We start from the raw sequence: 25972 nt of genomic DNA on the forward strand, positions 1-25972 counted from the left end.
AGGTATCTCGCGTGCTGATGTTGGTGTGCTAGACCAACGATTCGAGCGAGATGTCTCGACAAGCTCGACATGACGTTCCGTTTTTAGCGTTTCACTGCTGCTAAGAAGCCGCCTTTGCTATTTCCACGGCGTACACCTGGTTTTCGCCCTCGAAATTGGCCCGGAAAATAAGCCATTTGCCATCGGGCGAGAAGTGCACGTTGGGCTCCAGGTGGTAGTTGTGCTTAGCTAGGTTCACCAGCTTCTCAGCCTGAAATTTATCGCCATCCGGGCGGAATAGGTAAATCCATTGGCCGTTGGGCGAGTGGGCTACCGAACTGGGGTAGCCACCGTCGCCGGCAAATACCTTCTGGTCGGGCGAAATCGTGTAGTGCACCGACCACTCGTCGCGGCTCAGCTCGCACTTTTTTTCCTTGCCGCTTTTCAGGTCGGTGCCCGTCACGAAGAACGTGGCCCCGCGGGGCAGCTGGTGGTCAAACCAGATGGTTTTGCCGTCGGGTGCAAACCACTCGTGCCCGAAGATTTCGCGGTCCATGGTGCGCTGATGGACTTTTGTCACCTTTTTGCTCTTGGTGTCGATGGTCCAGATACGGTCTACCAGTTCCCAGGGCCCCTCATGGCAGAACATGAGCAGGTTGGGGTCAGTAGGCGAAAACTGTACGTGGTTCAGCCAGGCCGTATCGGTGAAGAGCTTGGTGAGCTTGCCACCTTGGGCACTCACGGTGAAAAGCGTACGCGGTAGCTTGGAGTCATAGATGCGCCGGAAGTAATCCTTCTTCTCGGGGTACTGGCGAGAGATTTCCTTTTCGGCGTCGGAGGACCAGGCCCCACCCAGTTGGGTTTCGTCGGCGTTAAGCGTAGTGATGCTGGCCCGAAAGTCCTGTGGGAACACGTACACCAGCCGGGTTTTGCGGGTGTCTACATGAGTAGCGTACACTGAGTCGCCGGTCTGGTAGAATACCTCGCGCCGCTTGGGCGCCACAATCTCCCCTCCCACCTGCTTGAAGTAGCGCGTGAGCGGCACTACCTGCCGGGTTTTCAGGTCAATAGTGCGCAACTGCTTGCCCTGCGCATCGGAATGATAGAATACCATCCGCTCGCCGTTGCCGCCCGAGGCCGCCAGGAAAGGCCGGTTGTGGAAGTAAAAGCTGTTGTTGTTGCCGTCCATGGGTGTCAGACGCACCACCCGGTGTCCCGTGTCCTGGTCAATCCACTCAGAGGCCGGCATAGGAGTTTGGGAACCAGTAACCAGCTTGGTTTGCGCCTGGGCTAGGCCAGTGCCGGAGAGCAACTGACAACCGCTGAGCACAGCGAAGATGAAGGATGTTTTCATGGGCGGGACAAGGAAGGTAGGTCGGAAGGGTTATTTCAGGTTTTCGTAGCGGGGCTGAATGGTACGCTGGGCTTCGGCTACGTTCACGTAGCGGGCTATATCGCGCAGGGCAATGACCTTATAGTGCTGCTCGTGCAGGTAGCGCAGGTACTCCTCAAAAAGCGCGGGCGGCGTAGTTACCCAATCGTGGGCCAGGTCAGGTACGCCGTGCACTGTGAGTACCACTATGCGCCCTTCGCGGGCCTGCTGCAGGGCATCCAGCACCTGCTGCTTATTGGTGCCCGACGTGCTGAAGCTGGGTATGAGCAGCGGATGATCGGTGGTGGGGTCATAGGCACGGCTGCCCCCGGCGCGGGCCAGTTGGTAGCCGCGGGCGGGCAACAAGGTCGTAGCCGTGGGGGCCGTATCGTAGCCGGGATAGGCGAACGTGACTGGCCTAGGAATGTGGTAAGCCTGGCAGCGCGTTTCCACTGAGTCCAGCTCGGCGGTGAGCTGCTCCCGGCTCATGCGGTTCACGTGCTTATGCGTGAGCGTGTGGTTACCTATCTCGAAGCCCCTGCGGTGCAGCTGCCGGATCTGGGCCCAGCTCATGTATTTGGTTTTATCGACAAAAGCCGGCTCCCGGAATTCACACACAAAAAAGGTGGCTCCGAAGCCATACTTTCTGAGCAACGGTGCCACGTAGGTAGCGTGGCTTACTACTGCATCATCGAAGGTGAGCACCACCAGTTTATCTGGGAGTGGCCTACGTAGCACCTGCGCTTCCGCATCTGGCACGGCTAGGCCAGTCGCCCCCAGCCAGAGGGCTACTGTGCAACGCCTGAAAGTGCGGCTACATATCACGGCAGTGGGAGCTACTTAGTACGGATGGTACCCCAAGGAAGCAGGACCTACCCGGCTAACTCTCCTGTACTGTGCGGTGCACGTACTTTTTGGCTGCGTTCAGCTAGGCCTATACGCCAGTGCGATACAATAGCCGTTAGCTACCGCCTGACGCATATAAGAAACGGCTTGTAACCAGCTATTAGCAATTTTTAACTGTCTGCTAAACAATAAAAAAAGCCCTGGCCACCACAAATGGCCAAGGCTTTCATATTTAGGTATACTTCAAGAATGTAGAGCAGCTGGAAGCTGGCGACAGTTAATGCTATTTTACCAGCAAGGCTAAGTTTGCCCTAGCTCCGTTCTGAATATTCATTTACCTACGCCAGCAGTCGTGATAGACCTCCGCAAATAGGCCTGGCTATGTAGTAGGCTGCAAAAGACCACATCACTCTAATCAGGCCTAGTAGTTTCAGAGAAGGAAAGTGTAGCCATTAGCATACTAAGGAACCAGCTCAATCCCCTAGTAGACCGGTCTAACGCTCGACTACTTACTTGCCCTAGACCGCAGCTGCTTTACGACGTTCTGATTCAGCCTTTACTTCAGCCTTGAAATCTTCATTCCCATGAAGATCTGGGTAGGCTTTCCAGACGGCACCGGGTGCATCACCACCACGCAAGCGATTAAGCGCGTCCTTAAGCAAATCGGCTTCTACAGGTTGTTGTGGGGCAGCTTTTGCTTCCGCAGTCAACTGCTCTGATTCTTCCTCTCCAAAGAAGCCGTGCTGATAGAGCCCTGTGAGTTTCAACACCGCCCGGCTGAGCGCTCGTTTTTCTGCTGTCTCCGCGAAATAGCTGTTTTTACAATTCTCAGGAACTGCACTCCCATACGTTTCTACCGTGGCCTCGTCCATCTTCGCCACCGCCTTGATAACCGCATACTTGGGTTCAAGCTTCAAGGCTTTATAGCTAACCTGAATTCCGTAGTGGGCTTGCACCTTCTCAATGCCGGACCGGGTGAGGATGGTGTAATGTTGGTGCTGAAACACATCTTCCTTGATAAGTCCGCACTCCTTATAAAGACTATTGAGCTTGTCGGCTTTCGTGGCGGGAGCTTGTTTTGCCATAGCGGTCTACTGAGTAGGGAAGTAAAGGGAAGAGGCCTACGTGTTGATGATAGTCTGTTTTCTACGGTCTAACTCTCCATCTGTTATACTAAGCATAGTAAAATCAGAGAAACCGGTACCATTGGGATACGCACGAAATACAGCAATAGAGTTTCTACGAGGCAAGACTTTGCGATAGTATTTATTTAAGTTGTAAAGTCTGGATAAGTCTACCCTATTGCTGGGCATTCATATTCATATCCCATGATAAAAAAGCCACTTATTTCCTTTGGCCTGCTAACTGCATTAGGCAATGCTATATTAACAACCATAGTCCCCGGTCCGTATTCACGCTATTGAGGCTACCACACCACAATCCGCAGTATACGTCTGCATGAGTAAGAGCAGTGTTGTGTATCACAGCTCGGACCGTTGCGCGGGATTGAATCGCTGCAACCACGGGGGCTACTACCTGGAACCAGGCCTAAGCATTGGAAAAAAGGTAATGTATGAAGTGCTGTTAGGCCATATAAGAGGCAAATACTATTCACTCCAAAGCTGGACGATGGTGTCGTATATCTCTAGATTATGATGTCTACTGGAGGAAGTTTTGCAGGTGAAATCAAAGGTCGGCACCGTCACGTTGAATGCGCCGTAACTAGTGACCAAACTTTGCAGAATCGGCCGCTGTTCCAACGGAAGTGAAGAAGCCGGATCGTGCTCTGTAATTGGCCTTCTCAACGGCATCGCTAAATGCCCATTCGCTAGCTCCTTAACTTTATGATACGCGTAGTTGAGCCATCGATTTTGGTATGGGGTTGACTGCTTGGTAAACCACGTGATTTCGTCCCACCCCCACGGAAAGCATGCGTCGAGTATATTCTGTTGCGGGGCAATCGAAGAGCTGGCCGTCGTTGCCCAGGGTTGAGGTCCTGTATTATCAAACTCAAAGAATATAGGCACCTGAGCCGTACTGCCAAAGTATGCTGTCCTTCCGCCATAGCGGGCTGTATAGTCCGGGGCGCTTTCGCAGATGCGCCCCCCGTAGTCATGAGCCGTCGTATCTCCGCCCTTTTGGGGAACATAGCCCTCCGACTGAATTCTGAGGGGAGCCGAAACGACGTCAAAGACACAGATGGAATCTTGATAGTACACACGTCCTCCGTTAAAGAGCACATGGCTTCTGCGAGCATGCGTCTTGGCATACTCCCGAATAATTCTGGTTAGCCTGTATGTTTTGCTGTGGTTCGAATCGTTTTTCCCTGTTAAATCGACCTGTCCGAACCGGAGCATCTCATATCCTGCCTCAATGTAGTTCTTGGCTAAAAAGAAGTACCACAACTGCGCCATATCCTTGTTGATGTCTACCAGTTTATTGGACGTAGTCATCATGATATCAGCACTGTTAAAGAGTAATGGGTACTCCTCATCATCTTTTGTAGGATACGCCAGATTTGGGAAAGCTGGATTACCATCAAATAACTGTTGGTTATATCTGTTAAACTCAGCTAGTAGTCCTGCCGGTATACTAATATGTGTTCCGCTAGGCTTGATATTAGATGAAATCACCTCATCCAAGCTCGCACCAAGAATTATATCTTCGCAACCCTCTTTAGCATGAATTGTCGCCGCAAATTCCTGGCATATTTTCATGTGCCAGTTCCGGCAGTCGTTGCCCATCAAATATTGGCTTACGTCCCAGCATCCAACGCCAGCAATAACCTTCGGCTTTGCATGTTCTACAAACTTCAGCAGGCTTGTGCGTTCAGCATGCATCTTTAACACCTGCTCAGGGCACTCCTGAGCATAACAGCTCCCTGGGTATAATTCATTGATATCTGTGACAATGGCTGAGCGGTCCAGATACGCATGCACCATGTCCAGGGTAATGGGTTTGGCAGCAGAGAAAGTATAGTCAACCTGCTGAGCAAGCAAAGAAGAAGTGCTTCCTAGTAACAGTAGGAACAGGAGAACGGTGAGCTTTTGCATACGCGAATGACACGCCACTAGAATTTACCCGGTTAACTTCTTCAGTTGAATGTACGGGGTGTAGTCTTCAAGAAAAGCTAGACTAGTAAACGTTCGGGTGCGCTCCACTATTCGATTACTTACGTGGTCATAGTACAGCTCGACAAAAAAGCTATCCATGTGGTACAGGCCTACCGTATCCTCTTCTTCATACCGAGTAGCTAGGTACGTGCCTTCCTCCCAGATGAGAATAACCTGCTTTGAGAAAGGATCGGAAAGCATAGTGAGAAGCAGACACGGCTTTTACTGAGTAGGCCCAGTATCCACTTTAGCCTCTACACTAGCCTGCACAGAGGTAGGAACAGCTGAGAGCAGGTCTAAGCCGGTGGCCGCCTCAATAGCATCCACAGTAGTCCGGTAATGGCCCAAGGTGGAGCTAACCGTATTCTCATTGGGCGTATCAACCGCAATGACTCGGGTGGCACTTGTGAATCGGCTAGCATCGTTGTCGCCCACAGGTAATACAACTAATACCTTCCAGATACGGGCTGGCACTGTTACCCGGCCCTGGTCAATGGTGGTAGCCGCCCCGTTTGAGCCAGTGCCACCCTTGCCGTAGCTGCCCATAATGACATACACTTCCTGCGTGGCGCTGACCAGAGTTCGGGTATAGTTCTCCAAGTTGGCCCATGTCCGCTGGTTGTTGTTCGGGGCCTGCGGAATCATATTGGTCATAAGGAAGGTAGCCGAGTTGTCGGCCACCGTGGCTGTGCGGTCGGTGCTGGGACAGTTATGGCCTCGGTCAAATCCAGAGCCTGGATAGCTGGTAGCCTGCACTTGATACCAGCCAGTAGGCAGAGTGTTGTCGGGTGCGAAGTTATCCTGTCGGCTAGCGGAGCCTAAATCGGCCGCTTCTAAGTGCCAGCTCACCCAATTGGGCGTGCCCCGGTCCCGATGATAGGACAAGGCATACTGAGGCTTCATGAGCAGGTAATTCATTGGCTGATTTACGTCCGTCAGGGCTCCACTGGGATTGCCCAGCGTCAGGTGCTGGCTTTCAGGCAGAACGGAGGCGGGAGCAGGCTCGTCGCCTGTATCAGTGCCGCAACTAGTCGCCAGAGCAAGCAAGATTAGTAGATAACGAGAAGTAGGCAGTAGGGGCATTTACTTTTCCCAAATGAGACTTTTATATCGAAAGAAAGGACCTTCCATTAAGTAATTAAGCTGTATATATTCATCCTATCCGGTTCAAGCGTGCCTACTCATGCCTAGTGGAATAATAAGACTTTGATCAGTGCCTGAAGTATAAATTATTCTACTACTAAACGAACTGCATGGTCTGCGGCACGCACTGTATATACGCCGGCTGGTAGGCTGGAAGGTAAATGTGCGGTGCCAAAAGAGTCAGCCGTCGTACGTGCGATAACTCTGCCAAGGATATCAACCACCTGAACGGCCGCACCAGCGGACGCACCTTGTAAGGTAGCTGACGAGTGAGTCGGATTGGGAAACACTTGCAGTTTGGCCGTTATTACTGATTGACGCGTTGCTAAGACAGTAGCATCAGTAATATGGCCAAGGAAATTAATACGGCCGCTTGTGTTATTTAGAGCGTGTAAGCCTTGGTTGGCAGTACGAAAGTGGGCTTCATCCTCTACGCATCCAGCTACAAATACATTGTTCCCTTGCACCGCTAAGCCATAGCTAATTGCCCCTGCACCACCTCCGTTGGCGGCCCACCCGTTGCGAAAGCTATTTCCCTCATCCACGTACTTAGCTACGAACATGCCATTCTTTTCAAAAAAGCTAGTGCCTGCAATTACAGGGTAAGCGGTGTTATAATTTGCATCATCTGTGTAGCCCGCTACATACACATTACGCCCGGAAACGACGACACTTTTGCCGCCATCAGCGGCGCTAAAAACTCCATTTGTAGCCCAACTATTCCCCGCTGTGCTGCCTTGGTCGACATATTTGGCTATGAACATGTCAGGACGGGACGCCGAACCAAAAGCTTGTGGCAGCAAGGTGCCTCCCACAAGTACATTACTCATAGCAGTAACTTCCCCCGTAACATAAATAGTCTGACCGTTTACAGCTAAATCATACCCATGGTCGTTCCCGGACCCTCCTCCACTGGTCGCCCAGCCCGTTCGTACGCTGGCCCCTTCATCGATGTATTTAGCAAGGAACATGTCCGTACTACCCGTTCCGTTGAGCTTGGTGCCTGATATAAGGGCATTAGTACTACTAGTAAACTCACCTGTTATGTATAGGTTAGCGCCGCTCACTGCCACGGCGTGACTGCTATCATTACGAGTACCACCGCCGCTGATAGCCCAGCCCTTTTGGACACTTAAACCAGTGTCGATGTACTTCGCTACAAACATATCTTGTTTACCTGCTCCGGTGAGAGCTTGTCCAGCAAAGTTGGCGTTGCTACCACTAGCAAAATATCCCGTTACATACACGTTGCTACCGCTGACGGCGAGGCCTTGGCCTGCATCGTTGCCGCGGCTCCCTTCGCTGATGGCCCAGCCACTACTTATAGTAGTCCCATTATCAATGTACTTCGCAAGGAATACATCTGTGCTATCTACGGCTTGCAGCAACGCGCCGGCAATGCTAGCGTGGGTAGTGAAGCGACCAGTGACATATACGTTATCCTGCTCGCGTACTACCTTATATCCATTATCATTGGTTGGACCACCTGCTCTGGTGGCCCACACCCATGTAGCAGTTGGGGCATGCCATTTTGCCAAGAACATATCGGATCCACCCGCACTGGTTAAACGGAAAGTGCCAAAGCCTACCGTGCCCCGAAAGGAGCCTGTAATATAAACGTTGCCACTATTATCAGCTGTGGTACTATAGGCAGTGGAGGTCCCCCCTTGAAAAGGCCCCTCAACCTGTCGCCAAGAACCAGTTCCAGTATCCAAGCACCCAAGCATAGCCGAATTACGTGGCGCTAGAAGTTCAGGGGTTGTGCCATAGTTGGCCACACCCGAGCCTGTTCCTCCCACCACATATACCTTCCCTTGGCTTACACCGATCCCCGAGCCTACATCGGGAAAATGAAAAAAAGAGCCAAAAGGATTTGTAGAAGAAACATGAGTACCCCCTCCATTAGCAGCCCAGCCGTTGCTAAAACTCATACCATTATCAATGTACTTCGCTACGTACAAACCAGGGTTGTTATGCCCAGTCAGAAGCGTGCCAGCAAACCGCGCATTTTGGCGACCATCAAATAGACCCGTCACGTACACATTGCCCTGATTAGCGGCAACAGCAAAGCCTACGTCGCTACTATACCCCCCCCCACTGGTAGCCCATCCGGCACGTATGTTGGGACCTTCATCGATATATTTGGCCAAGAACATGTCATCCAACCCGCTGGGGGAAAGCCAGGTACCCGCTATGCTGATTTCTTTATCAAAGCCTCCCGTGACATATATATTAGCACCGCTCACAGCTATGTCGTGTCCGACATCGTTTCCCAGACCGCCTTCCGCAATCGCCCACCCGTTGCTGACACTAGCCCCCATGTCAATGTACTTGGCGATAAAGAGGTTGTTGCTCTGAGCTAGTGGTAAATTCAGTAAAGTGCCAGCTATACGGAAGTTATTAACACACGAGCCAGCCACATAGATATTGTTACCATTTACTGCGATACCAGCAGTTTGCCCGTAGCCGATGACCCCTGCGCCGCTAGTAGCCCAGCCATTTCTCACACTTTGGCCGGCATCGGTATATTTAGCGACAAATACGTCTCTAATAAAATGATTAGTGCCTCCATTTGTCAGCGTCGTACCTGCAATGGAGATGCTAGGCACATTGTTAGTAGGATCCGTATAAAAAAAGCCAGTAACGTACACATTGTCCCCGTTCGCTGCTACCCCAGTACCTTCATCATTCAGAGGCCCCCCTTGGCTGATGGCCCAGCCATTGCTTACACTAGTCCCATTATCAATGTACTTCGCAAGGAATATATCTTTATTGCCTGCGCCAATTAGGGTTGTGCCGGCGTAACGTGGCTTGCTCCCTGATGGGAAAGACCCTGTTATATAAACGTTGTTGCCACTTACGGCAATCCCGTTCACGATATCATCATCCGTCCCATCATAACCGCCGCCGCTAACAGCCCAAGCCCATTTTTGAGCAGCTACATCCCATTTGGCAACGAATACATCCTCGGCATATCGAGCCATCCAGTAGCCGCCATCAGACAGGCGCGTATTACCGAAGGTGATCGTTCCTCTGAATTTGCCAGTTACAAAAACGTTACCTCGGGCGTCGACTGCGGTTTTGCACGCCCATGAACTGCTGGGGTTATCCGGATCATAGCTTGTAACATTGTCGTTGGGCTGGTAACTGTTACCATTCAACGCTTGTTGCCACGTTTGTGCCTGAATGGATTTTGGTAGCGCGAACAGCAGAAATGTGATATATAGAAACAGGGTTCGCTTAAACCGAGTGCAACGAAGGTAACAACGGCAACAGGCCAAAAGCGAAGAGTAGCGAAAAGTCATCCAGAGAATAATAGACAGATGAAGAGGTGGTTTGTCGGCCAGTATAATCAGTGAACCGGCAGAATTTATACAATACTAGCTAATCAATCGTTGGATTACCTATTCTTCTCTATAGTTTGCACTATTCGAGGCTGGCACGAGAAATACAGGGCATCTTATGCCATGCTCTGGCCCCGATTGAAGAAGGCACCTTGGGGCTCCGTTGTCTGAGTTCCACGACGTGCTGGGTGCCGTAGGAGCCTTTACCTCACGGGCAGCGGAGAAGCTACGGCGGCAAGGCTCTGCGGTGAGTATGCTGCCCGTGTTTGTGAGCAAGAATCGCTATGGCTTAGCCCCACCTCCGCATAACTACTCGGCCACCATCACCTTGCCGATAGCTACCAGCGACACAAGCGAATTACTGCGCTATGCCCGTGCGGTCCTGAAGCGACTCTGGCAGCCGGATCCTGTCTACAAGAAGGCTGGGGTGCTGTTTGATGGCCTTGAGGTAGCAGGCCAGCAACAGCTACTACTATTCGAGCCTAATGAGCAAGCAGAACGCCGGGCAAAACTCATGGCCGACTTGGATAGACTTAATGAGCGCTACGTCTCGGGTACAGTGCGCTTTGCTACCGTGCAGGCTACCGTAGGTCGCCAGCCTGCTTCTTACACGGGCCAGCGGCAGTGGCAGAGCCCAGCTTATACTACTAATTGGGATGACCTCTTACAGAAACGCGCATAACTATTCCTCTATAAAATTACTGCCTTTGTCTCGACCGCTACTGGGCACCTATTTGCAGGATGCAACACCCAACCCCCTCGTTTTTGAATTTCAACGCAACGCGAGTAATGCTCACCCTGCCTACATTTCGATCACCCGTTCTGCTTGGCAAGTACTGGGACCCTCTCAAGCCGTTAAATACATCGTTGATCGCTATTTAATTGAGCACCCCGAAGAAGAGCAGCGAGTAGGCAGAGGGCTCGTGCTGTATGGTGTCCGGTATACGCTTGGATTTGCTGATAAGGAATAGCATACGCCGGACTCTTCACTAGCTGCATAAAGCCGAAGCCCTAATTAAATACTGTCAATAGAGAGGGTTTATGTAGCGTGTGCATACCTATTCTATAACTTACTAATCAATTGTGAGCTAAAAAGCGCCTGGCATAACTTGGCTATTCATTCAAATTGTCAACGTTACCCTTTATAAGGCTATTAGGACTTGTCAGATAATCAAACTGAACATGACCGATGCTAGGATCATAAGGTGAACCTGCTACTTGGGGAGCTTCTTTGTAACCTTCAGGCCAATATATTTCTCTACCACAAGTTAAACAGCATTCGCTTTCATCTGTGTTAAGTAAAACAGTGCCCTTGCAATCTTCATACGGACAATTCTGTCTAACTATCTCTGTTTCATTAGCACAGTTCAAGCATTGAACTATAGTAGAAACTTTCCTACTAGCCTTGAGGAAAGCCCAGCGATGTGTGTACTCATCACCTGCCTCGGCCTCATACCACCCTTTACAAACGGGACATAAATAACGTCTGCCTTTTATATTGAAGGTAAAATTTGCGGCTAACTTAGACTTGCCTATTTGTGCCTCGACATAGTCTAGACGCTCTGCAAATCTGGCAAACTCAAAAGTGGCATCATAATACTGAGCCAAAGGGTGGTTGAAATGAGATTCAATTTGACTGTCCCACCAAGAGTCTTTGGATCTGAAAAACAGATGGGTTTCTAGTACTTTCAGTATAAGATATTTAGGCTCAAGCTTCTTCTTCGGTATTCCATGCACGATCTGATTGCGAAGCCTGCGTATCTCATCAATGTGATTCACAAGAGCCTCATCAATCTTTCTAGACAAAGTCGCTACATAGGTATATAACAGTGACTCTGATGGCGTCGTATAGAAATCATTGAAATCCTTATCCTTTTGCTTAGGCATCACTGGCCATTCCGTTCTCTTTCCTTCAAGCAGTAGCAATGGACTTGTAAGGCAGATGCTGGCCTTCATAAATGCCTCTATAGCTTGATGAATAAGTACCACAGCAGTATTAAGTTTACCCTGTGAATATTCCCACACCTCACTTTGTAAGGCCTCTTCATAGAATTCGTATACGTGCTTATCAGTATCGAAAATAACGTCAAATGCTTGATTTAAGCAGTCTTGAGCCAGTTTACCGAAGTCTTCAGGTGTAGGAAAATTTTTGATCATAGCATTTAACTCAAGATAGCTGAGCTGCCCCTAAAAACTGCATTCAAGATAACAAAGACTTAAGGAAGCGTAACAACTCTCAGAGGAGAACAAAGCCCTGGCAGACAATCTACCAGGGCTTTGTTCTCCTCTGAGAAAGATAGTATTAAAGGTCCTTTAGTCTGCGAAGTGCTTCAAACTGTTCCTTCTCTTGGTGTGCTCGCATGTGAAAATCGCTAGGCCAGTCTCGTGCAGCTTTCTTTCTTATCGTTACAAAATCATCTTCCTCAATGTCAGAAGGCCTTCCTTGCTGTAGTATAAGGAGAGCTTTGCTTTGTTCTGCAATACAATGGGCGCGCATGTGGAAATCATCCGGCCATTCCTGCTTGCAGTGCTCCTTTATTTGCTCATTCGCCCCCGAATACTCCTCCGAGTTACTTTCTTTTTGAGGCTGGCTACTCTGCGCTTTCACCGGTTTTTCATTTGCTCCAGTGTTTGCAAGCGACTTTATAAACTGCTTCATCTGACCGTGATAGGAGTTGGGTCCTTCCGGAACAATTCCCAATTCTTTTCCAATATCAGCTACAAATTGGAAAAGCTGTCCTTCCTCATGCGCAACCAGTGCGTTAATTCCTTGTAAGGGTCCTTTAAGTATAGAAACGCCTTTGTTATCAGTTATCAGAGGGAATAATGGCTTTTTTGCACCCCATCTCGCCCCAAGTTCAAAGAGCACATAATGCGAGTTCATACTCTCGTCAGAGATCAACCCTATCAAAACTTCACAATCAAAGCGGCCTTCAATTGATCATCAGTTAAAGCTCCTAGAGGCAGTCGGTACCCATCTACACTGGTGCACCTTATGTCTTCTGTCTTTAGGTTGAGGGCTATGCGCAATAGCTGGATTACTTCTTTAGCAATCTCTACATCCTTATTGCTATGGCTTATAAATATCCTCATAGCGCCCTTTTTAGAAGATCGCCCTTTTGCTGAGGCTACTTTGCTTTTCCTGGGAGGGGCTGGCTTTTTGCTGTCCATATGTAATAAAAATGTTTGCCTTGTGTATTCAAGCTTACGTGCCCAAAACGGAAGGGGGCGGTGCCTAAATAGTTGAGCCTTTCAAGATACCCTTGGCTGTCTAGATAGTCTACAGCATTATTAATATCCTTTGCATCCAGTGAGGTAAAGCCAACAAGATCTTTACCATCGAATGCTAAGTTCTCGTTCGGATTATTCTCGAATAGCGCCACTAATACTTTGTTAGCGTTTACTTCAATAGGGTTTGCCATAGCTGACTTTCTGACGAGTTATTCTTCGGTTGTATGAACCGTAGTATGAACTAACAACAAAAAAGCCACCCAGCAGGTAAGCTAAGTGGCTGATTATCACCGTGGCCCCGATTGGATTCGAACCAATGACCGTCTGCTTAGAAGGCAGATGCTCTATCCAGCTGAGCTACGGGGTCAAAAACAAATAGCCGCCCGCCCTCTGGTGGGCTGACGGCTATCAGTGTGTCGGGGTGGCAGGATTCGAACCTGCGGCCTCCTGCTCCCAAAGCAGGCGCGATACCGGGCTACGCTACACCCCGAAAAAAATGTTGAATTCTGAGAAGTGAAATTGAATGAACTCAGGATTCACCAATCAAAATTCAACATGCAAAGTGGAGAGGGGGGGATTCGAACCCCCGGTAACCTTTAGAGCTACGGCAGTTTAGCAAACTACTGGTTTAAGCCACTCACCCACCTCTCCAGTGGGAAACCCTTTCCGTCTAAAAGGTGTGCAAATATACACCTAGAATGGAAAAATAAACCCTTTTCAGAAAAAATATCTTCCTTGGCGCCTCCACTCCTGCTGCCTAGCCTTAGGCCCAGGCCCGTATATTTGTCGGGTTGCCAGGGGCAATTTTCTCGCTTTTCCTATGATTCGTAACCACTTACCGCTATGCTAAACTGGGCCTACACACTGGGGTGGCCGGAGATATTAGCCGCGGTAATTTTTTTATTTTTTTACATCGGCTACGGCTTGCGCACCCGCCGTTTGGGTGCTCCACTAGGCCAGAGGGGATGGCCGCTGAGCTGGAAGCTGGTGCTGCGGCTGCTGTATTTTGGGCTGCTGCTGGTAGCATTGTTGGGGCCGGCCTACGGATTAACCCAAAAGCCGGTGCGGACGGCGGGCAAGGACGTGTGGCTGCTCGTGGACCTTTCCCGCTCCATGGATGCACCCGACGTCTCCCCTACTCGCCTGCAAAAAACGAAAGCCGAGCTAGCCAACTTGGTTAATAGGTTTCAGGCCGACCGTTTGGGGCTGATCATTTTTGCGGGGGAAGCCTTTGTGCAATGTCCACTGACGTACGACCAGGCAGCCCTGCAGCTTTTCCTGAGTACCCTGCAGACTTCCTTAGTACCGGCCGGCAGCACTGACTTGGTGCCGCCGCTGGAGCTCGTGCTTACCAGACTAGGCAGCACTACCCCCGCGGCGGGCAGCCTGCCTCGGGCTACCGCTGTAGTACTAGTTACGGATGGGGAGGACTTCGGCGGGAATTTGGAGCCCACGGTACGGGTGCTGGCCCGCTCCGGAGCCCGCGTGTTTACTATGGGAGTGGGCACCACGGAAGGCAGCCGCATTCCGCAGGCCGGCGGGCGATACGTGCGCGATGCCCGGGGCCGGGAAGCTATTAGTCGGTTAGCCCCTACCCCCCTGCGCCGCCTAGCGGAGCAAACCGGCGGGCAGTATTTCGAACTTACTGATCGGCGCAATGAGTTTCCCTTATTGGTAAATGCCCTCAACCGCGTGGAAGGACAGGCCGAACAGGTCCGGACGGTATCAGTAGCTGACAACCGTTACCGTTATCCGTTGGTTGTAGCTTTGCTGCTGATGGTGTTGGATGTATTGGTAACCGTGAAAGTGATTCGCCCATGAGAACCCTGTTGCTAGGTGGTGTACTGCTGCTCAGTTCCTGGGGTGGGCTCTCACGTATTCATGACCGGAACGCCGCCATTAAACGCGGAGAACAGGCCTACGCCCAGAAAGAGTATGCCCTTGCGGCGCAGGCTTATAAAGAAGCGGCTGTGAATTTGGGCAGTCAGGAAGATGAGGTGTGGCTGAACCTGGCCCACGCCACCGCCCGCATTGGCCGTGGCGCTGAAGCGCGGGGCTACTACGGGCACTTGCTTACCAGCTCTACTCCCGCCATTCGGAGCGTTGCGCTGCAGCAGCTGGCCATTCTGGCCACGCAGAAAGGTGACTATGCCCAGGCTATTGCCTTACTTCGGCAGGCCCTCATGGCAAACCCTAGTAACAAAGATGCGCGGTTCAATTATGAGGTGCTGCGCGACTATTTGGCGCGTCGGGCGACTGACCCGCAGATGCCGCCGCCCAGCACCGATGGCAGCCCCGATGTAGAGCAGCATCGCACGCCTGACCCGCAGAACCCGGAGCGCCAGCCCCGACCTAAGCCCGGCGCTGACCAGCAGGGGCAACTCAATGACCCTACACAACCGCAGGACCCACGCAATGCGCCTCAATCGCAGCCGAATGCGCAGGGGAAGCCGGCTCCTGATCAGCCTTCCAGCAACGCGGGTAGCTCTGCTCCCAATGGGTTTACGCCCGGCCGCGGGGAGCAACGAGAAGTAGCGCGCGGCAAGCAGCCAGGCTCGGTCCGGGGCCTCAGCGACGAAGAAACGGGACCCGAAGCACCGGGGGGCACCAGCTCCCGCGGCGGTACCGAGCAGGCAGCCCTGGATGAGGCCCAGCTCCAGACTCAGCGCGCCCGCCTGCAGCAGATGAACTTAAGCGCTGGCCAAGCCCGGCAGCTGCTGGAGGCCATGCACGCCGCGGAGCAGCAATACCTGCAGCAGCTACCGCGCAAGAGCACTCGCCCCGTCGACAAAACCAAACCAGGCTGGTAATTAGGATCCTAGGCCTATCCGAAGAGCCTAGGACAGGAGCAAACACTTGGCTGTTTGTCAGATGGCTTTTTAAACTGGAAAGCCGGTTTACTTGTATTGCCTAGCGGGCCAGGAAAGACTTGAGAGCAGGCGTGGCCAGCTCACTCTAACCTCTCAATTCTAAGTTCTACCTTTAGGCCACAAATCCACCTAACCCACCCCACTCATTCTATATGCAAATCAAAGAAGTGGTAATTGTTGCCGCGGTGCGTACGCCCATCGGCTCTTTCGGCGGCAGCCTGTCGTCGCTTTCTGCAACTGATCTGGGCGCCATCGCCTTGAAAGGTGCCTTGGAGAAAGCCGGGGTTGACCCCAGCGAAGTTGAGCAGGTAATCATGGGCAACGTTATCTCGGCCAACCTAGGCCAGGCGCCTGCCCGCCAAGCGGCCAAGAAAGCCGGACTGCCTGATACCGTAGAGTGCACCACCGTTAATAAAGTGTGTGCTTCGGGCACGAAAGCTATCATGTTCGCCTCCCAGGCCATCATGCTAGGCCAGTCGGATGTGATTCTGGCGGGCGGCATGGAGAGCATGTCGAACGTGCCGTACTACCTCGACAAGGCTCGCTTTGGCGCCAAGTACGGCCACGGCCAAATGATTGATGGCCTGATGAAGGACGGCCTGTGGGACCCCTACCACGATTACGCCATGGGCAACGCTGCCGACGCTACTGCCGCCCATTACGGCATTACTCGTGAGGAGCAGGACGCCTTCGCACAGCAGTCGTACGAGCGGAGCGCTCAGGCCGCTAAAGCCGGCAAGAAGAAGGACGAAATCATTCCCGTTACCATTACTGTGCGCGGCAAGAGCACCGTGGTGGAAGACGACGAGGAGTACACCAAAGCCGACTTCACAAAGTTTGCTGGCCTCAAGCCGGCCTTCACGAAGGAAGGCTCGGTAACGGCCGCTAATGCTTCTACCCTCAACGACGGCGCTGCCGCCGTGCTATTGATGAGCCGCGAAAAGGCCGAAGAGCTAGGCGTAAAGCCGATAGCCCGCATCCGGGGCTTTGCAGACGCCGAGCAAGCTCCCGAGTGGTTCACTACCACCCCTTCCCTGGCTATTCCGAAGGCGCTGAAGCACGCTGGCCTAGAGGCAAAAGACGTAGACTTCTACGAAATCAACGAGGCCTTCTCGGTGGTATCGTTGGCTAACAACAAGCTGCTGAATCTGGAAGGCACGAAAGTGAACGTGTACGGCGGTGCTGTTAGTCTAGGCCACCCCCTGGGGGCTTCTGGCGCACGCATCGTAACGACGCTGCTCAACGTGCTGAACAACGAAGGCGGCAAAATCGGGGTAACCGGTATTTGCAATGGCGGCGGCGGTGCTTCGAGCATCGTGGTTGAAAAGCTGTAAGTCACTCTGCTTCTTAAGTCGTAACCCCGACTTACCTATACTAAAAGCCCTGCTGCACCTGCGGCGGGGCTTTTACTTTTGGCCTATAGGCACGAAGGTTGCTAGCGGGGCGCCGTGCAGGCGCTTCCGCTTTGCACTATTCTAGAGCAATATTTCGTTCTTGCGGCTATGAAACGATTTTTTTTGTTGCTGCCCCTGGGGTTGTTAGCCATTACAACGGCTGAAGCCCAGAAACTTCGGCGCTTCACTACCTATTACGACTCTACAAACACCCGCAAGCACGAAGTCTACTCGGCAATAGTTGCCAGCGATACGGTGATGGAAGGTCCATACAAGCGGTTTTACCGCTCGGGCAAATTAGAGGCTCAAACCCGTTACACCGCCGGCAAACGCGACTCGGCTTACGTAGAGTTTCACCCAAATGGTGGCCGCCGCATTGAGGTTACCTATCAGGAAGGCGTGCGTCAAGGTCCTTTCAAGACCTATTATGAAAGCGGCAAAGTAGCTCAGGAAGGCACTTACGAGAACGACCAGCCCACCGGGCAACTGCGTTTTTACCACCCCAGTGGCGAAGTAAAGCTGGAAACTACCCTGCTGGGTGGGCAGCCCGCCGGTGCCGTGCGGGAGCTGTACCCATCGGGTAAAACCAAGGCGGAAATCACCTACCAGAACGGGCAAGCCAATGGCTCTGCCAAGACCTATTTCGAGAATGGCCAGCTACAAAGCGAAGGCACCTACAACCGTGGTCTGTTAGCAGGTCCGTACAAAACGTATTACGATAACGGCCAGATAGAAACCGACGTGCAGGCCGACAAATCGGGGCGCGGAAGCTACCGCAGCTACTACCGCTCCGGCAAGCTGCGCACGGAAGGCACCTACGTGCCGGCCACGTTAGCTGGCCGAGCCGTGAAAAACCCCTTGGCCGACGACCTGACCGCTCAGGCTAAAAGCTTAGCCGGTGGCACCAGCAATCTCGATGGACCAGCCAAGTCGTACTACGAAAATGGCGCCATCAAGAGCATGCAGACGTACCGGCAGGGCGTACTGGTAGGCACTCAGCAGGACTACTACGAGTCGGGGAAGGTAGAGCGGAAGATCGACTACGCTAACCAGGGCCGCGACCGGAAGGTCACAACGTTCTTCGAGGACGGCTTCCCGCACGAGGAGCAAGTGTACAAGAACAACCAGCCCTCAGGGGTTTGGCGCGTGTTCCATCCGGGAGGTAAGCAGGTGCAGAAACAGGAAACTTACGTGTATGGGAAACTCACAGGGGAACAGCTCACCTACTATCCCACGGGCACTATTCAGAGTAAGCTGGTTTATGAAAACGGACGTGCCACTGGCCTAGGCCAGGAGTTTTATCCGTCGGGCAAGCTGAAATCAGAAACTACCTACGTAAAGGGGCTGAAGATGGGCCCGTACCGCCAAGTGCGTGAGGATGGCACAGCAGAAGTTTTAGGCCTTTTCCGCAACGGCAAAGAAAGTGGCGTTTGGAGCTACTTTGAGGCCGATGGCACCACCGTGAAGGAGAAGAAGAATTTCCGCAACGGGCAACAGGTAGCGGAGGGCGCCGCCCCAGCTGCTAGACCTGGGGCCGCCAAGCCCGCGGTTAAGAAGCCAGCAGCTCCCGTGAAACGGAAGTAAGCCTCTTAGGTGGCCGAAGCCTGTCTACTAGTTATCGTACAGTAAACAAATCCGCTCTGAGATAACCTCGTCATTAGAAAGACGAGCTTATCTCAGAGCGGATTCGTTTGCTATGACTTGAAGTACCTGTCTTAAAACTGAATAGTGAAGGCGGTGCGGCCATTTCGCTGGGTTTCAAGGCCAAATTGAAACTCGTGTTGGAGCAGGATGTCGCGGATGAGGGTGAGCCCGATGCCCTGCCCATCGCGCTTGGTGCTGAAGAAAGGCGTAAACAGGCGGCGCTGTACATCAGCCGGGATACCGGGCCCGTCGTTCTCGATGACGATCTGAGCCGGTTGTTGGGTAGTTCGCACCCATACGTTGCCGTTTTCGCCAATGGCTTCCAGGGCGTTTTTGCAGATGTTCAGTAGCGCCTGCTCCAGCTGCAGCGGGTCCAGATCGATCATAAGCGCCTCTGGGGCCAGCTCCCAGTGCCAGCAAATCTGGCGGCGCTCTACCTGCACGTGCAGCAGACGTTCAGTGGTGCGCAGAAGCTCGTGCACATCGGTCAGCTGGCGCTGGGGCAACGGCAGGCGCACCAGGGTGGCGAAGTTGGCAATGAAATTGGCCAGGTGTGTATTGCGATTGATGGACACATCCAGCGCCTCCGTGAAATCGGGCTGGTCGGAGGCCTGGAGCTGAGGGGCGTAATAGTGGAAGCTCTGCAGGATGGAGTTGATAGCACCGATGGAGTTGTTGATTTCGTGCGACATCATCCGAATCAGTTTGCCGTAGGCCTGTTTCTCCTGCCGAATAAGGTCCTGGGTTAATTCTTCCAGCACGATAAACTGCCGCGTGAAGCCACGGTCTACAAACCGGGAGCAATGCGCGCGGTACGTCTGAATACCGGAGAGTTGTACCACCTGTGGCTCCTGCTCCGACAGGTCTGACAGCGCCGGCCCCCAGTCGCCGGGCAGCTGGTCGGGCCTCTCCCCTAGCAGTTGTTTCATGGACAGGCCTAGCATGTGCTCAGCGGCCGGGTTTACTCCCTCAATGCGCCCATCGAAGGTGAGCAAGAGCACGCCCGCGGGCGAGGCCTGAATCAGGCTTTCGAGCAGGTAGCTTTTCTCGTGCTGGGTTACGCGCTCCTTGCGCAGCTCATCAATCATGTGGTTGTACACGTCAATGAGCTGATCCATCTCGCGCTGGCCCACAGGCACAAACTTCATCGAAAAATCCTTGGTCCGAATAGCCTCCGTGCCTGCTGCTATCAGTTGAAAAGGCCGCACAAATCCTTTATAAAGCCGGATGGTCAGGTAAATGCTCACACCAAGCAGCACCTCCAGGCCTACAAAAAGCGGCGCATTCGTCCGCATCACCTGGGCTGCTAGCACAATCAGGACGGCATGGATCAGAATTACGAACAGCAGAAATTGTACGCGTAGGGTCATGCGGGGAAGATAAGCGCAAGGGTATTAACGGGAACGTCATGCTCATCTGATAGAAGCATGACGTTCCCTGCAAGGTAGGTATGGCTGCGTGCTACTCCGCATCAAACGGAATAGCGTATTTCTCTAAGCGCCGATAGAGGGCACCGCGGCTGAGGCCTAGGGCCTTGGCTACGCGACTGATGTTGCCGCCGTAGTGCTCCAAGGTCCGCCGAATCATTTGGGCCTCTAGCTCGTCGAGGGTGATGGTACCCGGTTCGGGCAGCTCGCCGGGCTCGGGTTGCCGGGTGGGTACCTGCTGAAACTGAGCCTGGAAATCCTCGGGCCCGAGCTCATCTTTACCACTTACCAGTACGGCGCGCTCCACCAGGTTTTTGAGCTCCCGAATGTTGCCCGGCAAAGGCTGCTCCTGTAGCCAGTGTTGGGCGCGAGTACCTACTTTCAGGGCTGGGCGATTGTAGGTGGCACGTAGGCCATCTACGAAGTGCTGCACCAGCAACGGAATATCCTGGGGCCGCTCGCGCAGGGCGGGCAGGCGCACGGTTATTAGGTTGATGCGGTAGAACAAATCCTCGCGGAAGCGTCCTTGTTGTACCATTTCGGCCAGGTTGCGGTTGGTGGCGCAAATCACCCGAATATCGAGGCGACGGGGCTTGCTGTCGCCGAGCACCTCATAGGTACGGTCTTGTAGCACGCGCAGCAGTTTCACCTGGGAGCCCATATCCAGCTCGCCAATTTCATCCAGAAAAATGGTGCCACCGTTTGCTAGCTCAAAGCGGCCGACGCGGTCGGTTTTAGCATCGGTGAAGGCCCCGCGGCGGTGCCCAAACATCTCGCTCTCAAACAAAGAGGCTGAAATACCGCCCAGGTTCACCTTCACGAAGGGCTGGCGGCGCCGGTGGCTGTTCTGGTGCACGGCTTCGGCAATCAGCTCCTTGCCCGTCCCCGACTCGCCCTCAATCAGCACGGAGGCATCGGTGGCGGCCACCTGGCCTACGTTGCGCAGCACCTGCAGTAGGCGAGCATCCTGCCCCACGATGTCCTTGAAATTGTATTGCTTATCGAGCTGTCGGCGCGTGAGGGTGCCGGCCTCGGCTTCTGATTCCGGCTCGTGCAAGGAGAGAATGGTGCGGATGGTCTGGAGCAGAGCATCGTTGTTCCAGGGCTTGGTCACGAACTCCGCCGCCCCGGCCTTCATGCCCTCCACAGCCAGTGCAATGGATCCCCAGCCCGTAATTAAGATTACAGGCAGCGCTGGTGCCAGTCGTTTTACCTGGCCTAGCAGTTGCAACCCATCGTGGCCGCTGGTGTCGAGGGAAAAGTTCATGTCCATCAGCACCAATTGCGGCAGGCTTTCCTGCACCAGGCGCAACGCTTCTTCCGGCGTGGCTACGCCCTTGGTAGTGTACCCCGCCTGCTTCAGCAGCAGCCCCAGTGAGGTACGCACCGCTATATCGTCGTCAACAATAAGTATCATAACTGGCTGCGAAGGACGGAAAAGCTACAGAGAAAATTGAAGTAGCGGCGCTGCTTTCTCCCTCTACTAGTTGACAGCTGGTAGGTCAACGCGGCCATGTTACTCTTCTCGCAGGGAAACTGCCGGCTGAATAGCTGCCGCAATGCGACTAGGCTGAAACGCACAGATAGCCGTGAGCAAAAAGATGAGTATTGTGGCGAGCAGCATGGCCGTCAGGTAGATAGGGGTGGCGAAGCCAAATACCCCCAACAGCGGAAACTGCATAGCCAGTACTAATCCCCCCACCACTCCCAAGGTGGTTACTACAAACATTTCTCCCAGAAACTGGCGGCTAATACCATTGCTGGTGGCTCCCAGCGCCCGGCGCAGCCCAATCTCCGACTTCCGCTGGTTGATGTTGTACCAGAGCACGCCAAACAGGCCTAGGGCCACGTTAATGATCAAGAACAGGCCTACCAGCCCAAGCGCAATCAGCGGCGTGAGCATGAACTTCATCTTGTCGTGGCGGTTTTCTTCCAGCGTGTTCACGTTGGCATCCCAGCCTTTGGTCACTTGCTTGATCTTGCGAACCAGCTGCTGCTCCAGCACGGCGCCGCTGCCGGGCAGTACCCGCACCAGCAGAATAGGCTGCTCATTGTTGCCAACCCGCGCGGTATCCTGCAGCACCCGCCGATTGAAGATGGCGGGCTCGTTGGCGGCAAAGTCGTTGCCGGAGCGGTAGGCCTCTATCACGCCCACAACCTGCCACTGTTCATCGTGCTTGTCGTTCGTCAGCACTTTGCCCACGGCGGCCTCACCACCGAACATATCTTCGGCAAATTTTTGGTTGATAACAACGGGGTGGTGCGTTGAGGCATCATCGCGGTGGTCGAACCAGCGGCCCGCTACCACTTTTTGGTTTAGCACGCGTACCATGTCGTCGTCGGCATCGTACTGCTCAGTCAGTGAGGCTTTTTTGTCTTTGTAGCGGAACTGGTCCGTATTCATATTGCTGAACGAAAACGGCGTGTTGGAGCTGGTCCAGGTGACGGCCGCTACGCCGGGGGTGGCTTGCAGCTCCTGCACGAGAAGGCGCAAGGTGGCCTTGCGGTCGGTAGTGTCCTGGCCGGGGTCTACGTCAAATTCCCACACGTTATCGGGTGAGAAGCCCATGGGCTGCCGGTAGTTGTAGTAGTTGCTGACTAGCAGCACGCTCACCACAAAGAGGACGAAAAACGACAGGAGAATTTCGGCCATGAGCAGAAAGTTGGACCGCTTGCGGTTCCAGATCAGAGTAAACAGATGGCGTATCATGGTATGGCTGGATTTTCGGGCACAAGGCACCAGGGAGGCGCAAGTGCAATGAGTTTATTGCAGGAGCTCTGGCTCCGCTACCGTGAGCTTGCGGACGGCTACTTACTGCCTCCCTTAAGGGCCTGCACTGGCATCAGGCGCGACATTTTGAAGGCCGGATACACTCCCGAAAGCAGCCCGAAGAGTAGGGTTACAAGCAGCGCCCAACCAAAAATTCTCAGGTTCAGCTCGAAGTGAGAGTAGGCCAGTAGTTGCGCACCGCTAATAAGCTGCAGCGCAACGTAGGCCAGTACCAGCCCCAGCAGGCCCCCAATAGTGGTCAGGAAAATGTTTTCGACCAGAAACTGCCCAATCAGGGTGCGGCTGGTGGCGCCGAAAGCCTTCCGGACCCCAATTTCGGAGGAGCGCTCCATGATGCGGCTCACGTTAATGTTTACCAGATTCAGCGCGGGCAGCATCATAAAGAGCAGCGCAATACCTGATAAAATGGAATACAGCAGAGCCGTTCCATCGGAGCTATAATCGGTAAGGGGGCTCATTATCTGCCGGGAGTAAGAGGCCAGCATCTGGTCGGCGTGTACGTCTAGGTAATCCATGCCCTTAGGATCGGGCAACGGAATCCGCTTAACCATTTGGTCGAACTCAGCCTGTACGGCGGCTTTCTCAGAGGCAGATTTAGCCAGAATTATGGCCGAATATTCGCCATCGAGCCTTACCTGGTTTAAGTTATTAGGGCTCGTAGACAGCGGCACCCACACATCGGCGTAAGAAGACAAGCGTATTACGGGCACATCCTCCACTACCCCTATCACACGGTAGGCACTCTGGTTAATCTCGATGGTACGCCCTACCACTCCTTGCTCAGTGCCGAAATACTTGCGGGCCGTGGACTGGTTGATTACGGCCACGCGAGCCGCCGACTTCATTTCTGAGTCGCTAAAGGGCTTACCGTCCCGGAAGGTGAAGTCCAGCACCTGCCAGAATACGTGGTCAGTATATTTCAGGTCTAGGTCAATGCGGTTGTTGCCCACGTAGCTGGGCGTGGCGTGAAACATGGAGTGCACGGCCACTTTTTCTGGGGTTTTGAGGTGGCGCACGTACCGATCAAGCAGGTAGTAGCTGGCCGGCGAATTCTGGTTGCCACCATTCTTGTACTTGATGTGCAGGAAATTCACGAACAGCATCCGGTTAAGGCGCGTTTCGGGGGCATGGGCACCTACCGCGTGGTCGAACATGGCCACCACTACCAGCAGCACCATGAGGGTGAAGGAAATGCCAAACAGGCTGATGAAGGTGAAGAACTTGCGGCGCAGCAAGACTTTCCAGGCAATTTTGAGGTAGCTAAGCAACATGAGCGTGGGCGTAGGAAGTAGAGAAGGAAGAGTGAAGGGCGGCCACCTGCCGCTGCAGCACCGCGCGGGCCTTGCTGAGCTGCGACTTGCTTGTGCCCTCTGAGATGCCAAGCAGCTCGGCCACTTCGGGATGGGTGTAGCCCTCCAGAGCAAGATTGAACACGGCCCGGTAACCGGCGGGCAGCTCCTGCACCAGCCGGAGCAAGTCGGCGGCTTGGAGCTCCACATCGGCGCTCGGAAGCTCCGTGGCCAAGTGGCCCGTGTAACAGTCCTCAATGCTGAGTGTGAGCGACTCGCGGCGGCGAAGGCAGTTTAGGGCTTCGCGCACCATAATGCTGCGTACCCACCCTTCCAGGCTGCCCTTGCCCGCGAACTGGCCTAGGCACTGAAACACCTTCACGAAGCCGCGGGCTAGGGCATCTTCGGCGTCGAACTGGTGGCGCACATACCGCAGGCAAAGGCCTAGCATCTTGGGGGCAAAGCGGTGGTAGAGCTGCTCCTGAGCCGCGGCATTACCCTGGTAACAGGCGGCAACCAGTTCAGCATCGGCAAGAGGAAGGGCGAGCGTTTTCATAACTCAGAAGGGAAAACTGTCAACTAAATCGGGCTACTCGGGCTTAGCTTACTTGGCTGCCGTCGAAGAAGCGGATGAGGCGCTGCGTTTTGTGCGCCTGCTGCTCGTCGTGGGTTACCATCACGATGGTGGTGCCCTCCTGCTGATTGAGGCTGAGCAGCAAGTCCATAATTTCCTCGCCCATCACTGAGTCGAGGTTACCGGTGGGTTCGTCGGCGAGGATGATTTCAGGGCGGCCGGCCAGGGCTCTGGCAATGGCTACCCGCTGGCGCTGCCCGCCAGAAAGCTGGCTGGGGAAGTGGTTGGTGCGGGCGCTCAGGCCTACTTTGTCGAGGGCAGCATAGGCCCGCTCCCGCCGCTCCTTCCCACCTACCCCCGACCGGTACAGCAGCGGCAGCTCCACATTATCGAGCACCGAGAGGTCGTTGATGAGGTGGTAGCTCTGGAAGACGAACCCTATTTTCTGGTTGCGCAGGTAGGCCAGTTCTTTGTCGGAGTAGGACTGCACGGGGCGGCCATCCAGCTCAATCACGCCGCTAGTGGGCTCATCAAGCAGACCAATAATGCTGAGCAGCGTAGACTTGCCGCAGCCCGAAGGGCCCATGATGGATACAAACTCGCCCTTGTTGATGGTCAGGTTTACCCGGTTCAGCGCCACCGTCTCGATGGTTTTGGTCTGGTACACCTTCTCGATGTCCCGGAGTTGAATAACCGGCTGGTTGGTAGCCGTCAGCGGGTTGTCATTCGTGAGGGGCCGCGCGGCCGTTTGCGTGAGCATGTTTTCCATGAGCGGAGAGAAGTAGAGTTGAGGAAGGCTGCGTAAGAGGTTGTCCGGTTTTGGGCACTAGGCCACTATTGCTACAGAGGATAAGCCAAGCGCCGTGCCAATCACATAAAGTCTTGTAAATCAGTATATTACATTCATTTAGCAAAGTTGTTATTTGTTAAAACATGTCCATTTCTGGACAGAGTG

The 25972-nt window shown here is 53.5% G+C and carries 22 protein-coding genes, 3 tRNA genes and 1 pseudogene; 7 read left to right on the forward strand and 19 right to left on the reverse strand.

The genetic code is table 11. From position 1 onward, the window contains the following. Positions 1 to 100 precede the first annotated feature (100 nt). The 7 genes from EU557_RS13120 to EU557_RS13150 all read right to left on the reverse strand — a co-directional run bounded on the left by EU557_RS13120 (position 101) and on the right by EU557_RS13150 (position 9758). Entirely contained in the window at positions 101 to 1333 is a 1233-nt protein-coding gene (locus EU557_RS13120) for an oligogalacturonate lyase family protein (RefSeq protein WP_135530891.1), read from the reverse strand. 30 nt (positions 1334 to 1363) lie between these two features. Next, positions 1364 to 2176, reverse strand: coding sequence for a polysaccharide deacetylase family protein (locus tag EU557_RS13125; protein ID WP_245326259.1), 813 nt, complete (start codon positions 2174 to 2176; stop codon positions 1364 to 1366). A gap of 539 nt (positions 2177 to 2715) precedes the next feature. Then, positions 2716 to 3282: a hypothetical protein gene (locus tag EU557_RS13130; protein ID WP_135530892.1), complete on the reverse strand. Its 567-nt coding sequence runs from the start codon at positions 3280 to 3282 to the stop codon at positions 2716 to 2718. Between the two features lie 522 nt (positions 3283 to 3804). After that, positions 3805 to 5250, reverse strand: a complete 1446-nt coding sequence (locus tag EU557_RS13135; protein WP_135530893.1) for a hypothetical protein — start codon at positions 5248 to 5250, stop codon at positions 3805 to 3807. A 24-nt stretch (positions 5251 to 5274) separates the two neighbouring features. After that, positions 5275 to 5511: a hypothetical protein gene (locus EU557_RS13140; RefSeq protein WP_135530894.1), complete on the reverse strand. Its 237-nt coding sequence runs from the start codon at positions 5509 to 5511 to the stop codon at positions 5275 to 5277. Between the two features lie 21 nt (positions 5512 to 5532). Beyond that, entirely contained in the window at positions 5533 to 6357 is an 825-nt protein-coding gene (locus tag EU557_RS13145) for a DNA/RNA non-specific endonuclease (RefSeq protein ID WP_245326260.1), read from the reverse strand. A gap of 182 nt (positions 6358 to 6539) precedes the next feature. Further along, the gene (locus EU557_RS13150) at positions 6540 to 9758 is read right to left on the reverse strand and encodes a T9SS type A sorting domain-containing protein (RefSeq protein ID WP_135530896.1); all 3219 of its coding nucleotides are present in this window, start codon (positions 9756 to 9758) and stop codon (positions 6540 to 6542) included. 196 nt (positions 9759 to 9954) lie between these two features. Between EU557_RS13150 and EU557_RS26055 the strand changes: the two are divergent. From EU557_RS26055 to EU557_RS13160, 3 genes and pseudogenes are all read left to right on the forward strand, one after another. Then, positions 9955 to 10254, forward strand: a pseudogene (locus EU557_RS26055) (DinB/UmuC family translesion DNA polymerase); the annotation flags it as partial. Between the two features lie 57 nt (positions 10255 to 10311). Then, positions 10312 to 10479: a DUF4113 domain-containing protein gene (locus tag EU557_RS26060; protein ID WP_342588244.1), complete on the forward strand. Its 168-nt coding sequence runs from the start codon at positions 10312 to 10314 to the stop codon at positions 10477 to 10479. 25 nt (positions 10480 to 10504) lie between these two features. Next, the gene (locus tag EU557_RS13160; protein ID WP_135530898.1) at positions 10505 to 10768 is read left to right on the forward strand and encodes a hypothetical protein; all 264 of its coding nucleotides are present in this window, start codon (positions 10505 to 10507) and stop codon (positions 10766 to 10768) included. A gap of 142 nt (positions 10769 to 10910) precedes the next feature. Here EU557_RS13160 and EU557_RS13165 read toward each other — a convergent pair whose 3' ends face one another. The 6 genes from EU557_RS13165 to EU557_RS13190 all read right to left on the reverse strand — a co-directional run bounded on the left by EU557_RS13165 (position 10911) and on the right by EU557_RS13190 (position 13679). Then, entirely contained in the window at positions 10911 to 11954 is a 1044-nt protein-coding gene (locus tag EU557_RS13165) for a hypothetical protein (protein WP_135530899.1), read from the reverse strand. Positions 11955 to 12099: 145 nt separating this feature from the next. After that, on the reverse strand, positions 12100 to 12681 hold the full coding sequence (locus tag EU557_RS13170) for a protein-tyrosine phosphatase family protein (RefSeq protein ID WP_135530900.1): 582 nt from the start codon (positions 12679 to 12681) through the stop codon (positions 12100 to 12102). Between the two features lie 244 nt (positions 12682 to 12925). Further along, positions 12926 to 13219 carry a hypothetical protein gene (locus EU557_RS13175; protein ID WP_135530901.1) on the reverse strand — a complete coding sequence of 98 codons (294 nt, stop codon included), beginning with the start codon at positions 13217 to 13219 and terminating at the stop codon, positions 12926 to 12928. Positions 13220 to 13321: 102 nt separating this feature from the next. Further along, positions 13322 to 13395, reverse strand: a tRNA-Arg gene (locus tag EU557_RS13180). A 49-nt stretch (positions 13396 to 13444) separates the two neighbouring features. Beyond that, positions 13445 to 13518: transfer RNA gene (locus EU557_RS13185), tRNA-Pro, on the reverse strand. Positions 13519 to 13591: 73 nt separating this feature from the next. Beyond that, positions 13592 to 13679: transfer RNA gene (locus EU557_RS13190), tRNA-Ser, on the reverse strand. Between the two features lie 192 nt (positions 13680 to 13871). Between EU557_RS13190 and EU557_RS13195 the strand changes: the two genes are divergently transcribed. The 4 genes from EU557_RS13195 to EU557_RS13210 all read left to right on the forward strand — a co-directional run bounded on the left by EU557_RS13195 (position 13872) and on the right by EU557_RS13210 (position 18876). Then, positions 13872 to 14849, forward strand: a complete 978-nt coding sequence (locus tag EU557_RS13195) for a VWA domain-containing protein (protein ID WP_135530902.1) — start codon at positions 13872 to 13874, stop codon at positions 14847 to 14849. Next, positions 14846 to 15838 (forward strand): tetratricopeptide repeat protein, encoded by a 993-nt coding sequence (locus EU557_RS13200; protein WP_135530903.1) that lies wholly within the window; start codon positions 14846 to 14848, stop codon positions 15836 to 15838. The genes EU557_RS13195 and EU557_RS13200 overlap by 4 nt, the downstream gene beginning before the upstream one ends. A gap of 212 nt (positions 15839 to 16050) precedes the next feature. After that, entirely contained in the window at positions 16051 to 17232 is a 1182-nt protein-coding gene (locus EU557_RS13205) for an acetyl-CoA C-acyltransferase (RefSeq protein WP_210116038.1), read from the forward strand. A 168-nt stretch (positions 17233 to 17400) separates the two neighbouring features. Beyond that, positions 17401 to 18876 carry a toxin-antitoxin system YwqK family antitoxin gene (locus EU557_RS13210; protein ID WP_135530904.1) on the forward strand — a complete coding sequence of 492 codons (1476 nt, stop codon included), beginning with the start codon at positions 17401 to 17403 and terminating at the stop codon, positions 18874 to 18876. A gap of 131 nt (positions 18877 to 19007) precedes the next feature. On the opposite strand, the gene EU557_RS13215 is transcribed toward EU557_RS13210, so the two are convergent. The 6 genes from EU557_RS13215 to EU557_RS13240 form a co-directional block, all read right to left on the reverse strand. Continuing rightward, positions 19008 to 20306 carry a sensor histidine kinase gene (locus EU557_RS13215; RefSeq protein WP_135530905.1) on the reverse strand — a complete coding sequence of 433 codons (1299 nt, stop codon included), beginning with the start codon at positions 20304 to 20306 and terminating at the stop codon, positions 19008 to 19010. 91 nt (positions 20307 to 20397) lie between these two features. Further along, positions 20398 to 21780 (reverse strand): sigma-54-dependent transcriptional regulator, encoded by a 1383-nt coding sequence (locus EU557_RS13220; RefSeq protein ID WP_135530906.1) that lies wholly within the window; start codon positions 21778 to 21780, stop codon positions 20398 to 20400. Between the two features lie 99 nt (positions 21781 to 21879). Continuing rightward, positions 21880 to 23016, reverse strand: coding sequence for an ABC transporter permease (locus EU557_RS13225; protein WP_167855191.1), 1137 nt, complete (start codon positions 23014 to 23016; stop codon positions 21880 to 21882). A gap of 155 nt (positions 23017 to 23171) precedes the next feature. Continuing rightward, positions 23172 to 24425 (reverse strand): ABC transporter permease, encoded by a 1254-nt coding sequence (locus EU557_RS13230; protein WP_135530908.1) that lies wholly within the window; start codon positions 24423 to 24425, stop codon positions 23172 to 23174. Continuing rightward, a complete protein-coding gene (locus EU557_RS13235) occupies positions 24415 to 24999 on the reverse strand; it encodes an RNA polymerase sigma factor (RefSeq protein ID WP_135530909.1) in 585 nt (194 codons plus the stop codon). The genes EU557_RS13230 and EU557_RS13235 overlap by 11 nt, the downstream gene beginning before the upstream one ends. A gap of 43 nt (positions 25000 to 25042) precedes the next feature. Continuing rightward, the gene (locus EU557_RS13240) at positions 25043 to 25786 is read right to left on the reverse strand and encodes an ABC transporter ATP-binding protein (protein WP_135530910.1); all 744 of its coding nucleotides are present in this window, start codon (positions 25784 to 25786) and stop codon (positions 25043 to 25045) included. Positions 25787 to 25972 lie beyond the last annotated feature (186 nt).

Source organism: Hymenobacter wooponensis (assembly GCF_004745865.1).
GTDB classification, from domain to species: domain Bacteria; phylum Bacteroidota; class Bacteroidia; order Cytophagales; family Hymenobacteraceae; genus Hymenobacter; species Hymenobacter wooponensis.

Coding starts and splice junctions, on each gene's coding strand:
- EU557_RS13220 (WP_135530906.1), bottom strand. CDS start 21,780: ATGATACTTATTGTTGACGACGATATAGCGGTGCGTACCTCACTGGGG.
- EU557_RS26060 (WP_342588244.1), top strand. CDS start 10,312: ATGGCCGACTTGGATAGACTTAATGAGCGCTACGTCTCGGGTACAGTG.
- EU557_RS13140 (WP_135530894.1), bottom strand. CDS start 5,511: ATGCTTTCCGATCCTTTCTCAAAGCAGGTTATTCTCATCTGGGAGGAA.
- EU557_RS13130 (WP_135530892.1), bottom strand. CDS start 3,282: ATGGCAAAACAAGCTCCCGCCACGAAAGCCGACAAGCTCAATAGTCTT.
- EU557_RS13150 (WP_135530896.1), bottom strand. CDS start 9,758: ATGACTTTTCGCTACTCTTCGCTTTTGGCCTGTTGCCGTTGTTACCTT.
- EU557_RS13240 (WP_135530910.1), bottom strand. CDS start 25,786: ATGGAAAACATGCTCACGCAAACGGCCGCGCGGCCCCTCACGAATGAC.
- EU557_RS13170 (WP_135530900.1), bottom strand. CDS start 12,681: ATGAACTCGCATTATGTGCTCTTTGAACTTGGGGCGAGATGGGGTGCA.
- EU557_RS13235 (WP_135530909.1), bottom strand. CDS start 24,999: ATGAAAACGCTCGCCCTTCCTCTTGCCGATGCTGAACTGGTTGCCGCC.
- EU557_RS13135 (WP_135530893.1), bottom strand. CDS start 5,250: ATGCAAAAGCTCACCGTTCTCCTGTTCCTACTGTTACTAGGAAGCACT.
- EU557_RS13230 (WP_135530908.1), bottom strand. CDS start 24,425: ATGTTGCTTAGCTACCTCAAAATTGCCTGGAAAGTCTTGCTGCGCCGC.
- EU557_RS13195 (WP_135530902.1), top strand. CDS start 13,872: ATGCTAAACTGGGCCTACACACTGGGGTGGCCGGAGATATTAGCCGCG.
- EU557_RS13205 (WP_210116038.1), top strand. CDS start 16,051: ATGCAAATCAAAGAAGTGGTAATTGTTGCCGCGGTGCGTACGCCCATC.
- EU557_RS13210 (WP_135530904.1), top strand. CDS start 17,401: ATGAAACGATTTTTTTTGTTGCTGCCCCTGGGGTTGTTAGCCATTACA.
- EU557_RS13225 (WP_167855191.1), bottom strand. CDS start 23,016: ATGGCCGAAATTCTCCTGTCGTTTTTCGTCCTCTTTGTGGTGAGCGTG.
- EU557_RS13165 (WP_135530899.1), bottom strand. CDS start 11,954: ATGATCAAAAATTTTCCTACACCTGAAGACTTCGGTAAACTGGCTCAA.
- EU557_RS13215 (WP_135530905.1), bottom strand. CDS start 20,306: ATGACCCTACGCGTACAATTTCTGCTGTTCGTAATTCTGATCCATGCC.
- EU557_RS13175 (WP_135530901.1), bottom strand. CDS start 13,219: ATGGCAAACCCTATTGAAGTAAACGCTAACAAAGTATTAGTGGCGCTA.
- EU557_RS13200 (WP_135530903.1), top strand. CDS start 14,846: ATGAGAACCCTGTTGCTAGGTGGTGTACTGCTGCTCAGTTCCTGGGGT.
- EU557_RS13120 (WP_135530891.1), bottom strand. CDS start 1,333: ATGAAAACATCCTTCATCTTCGCTGTGCTCAGCGGTTGTCAGTTGCTC.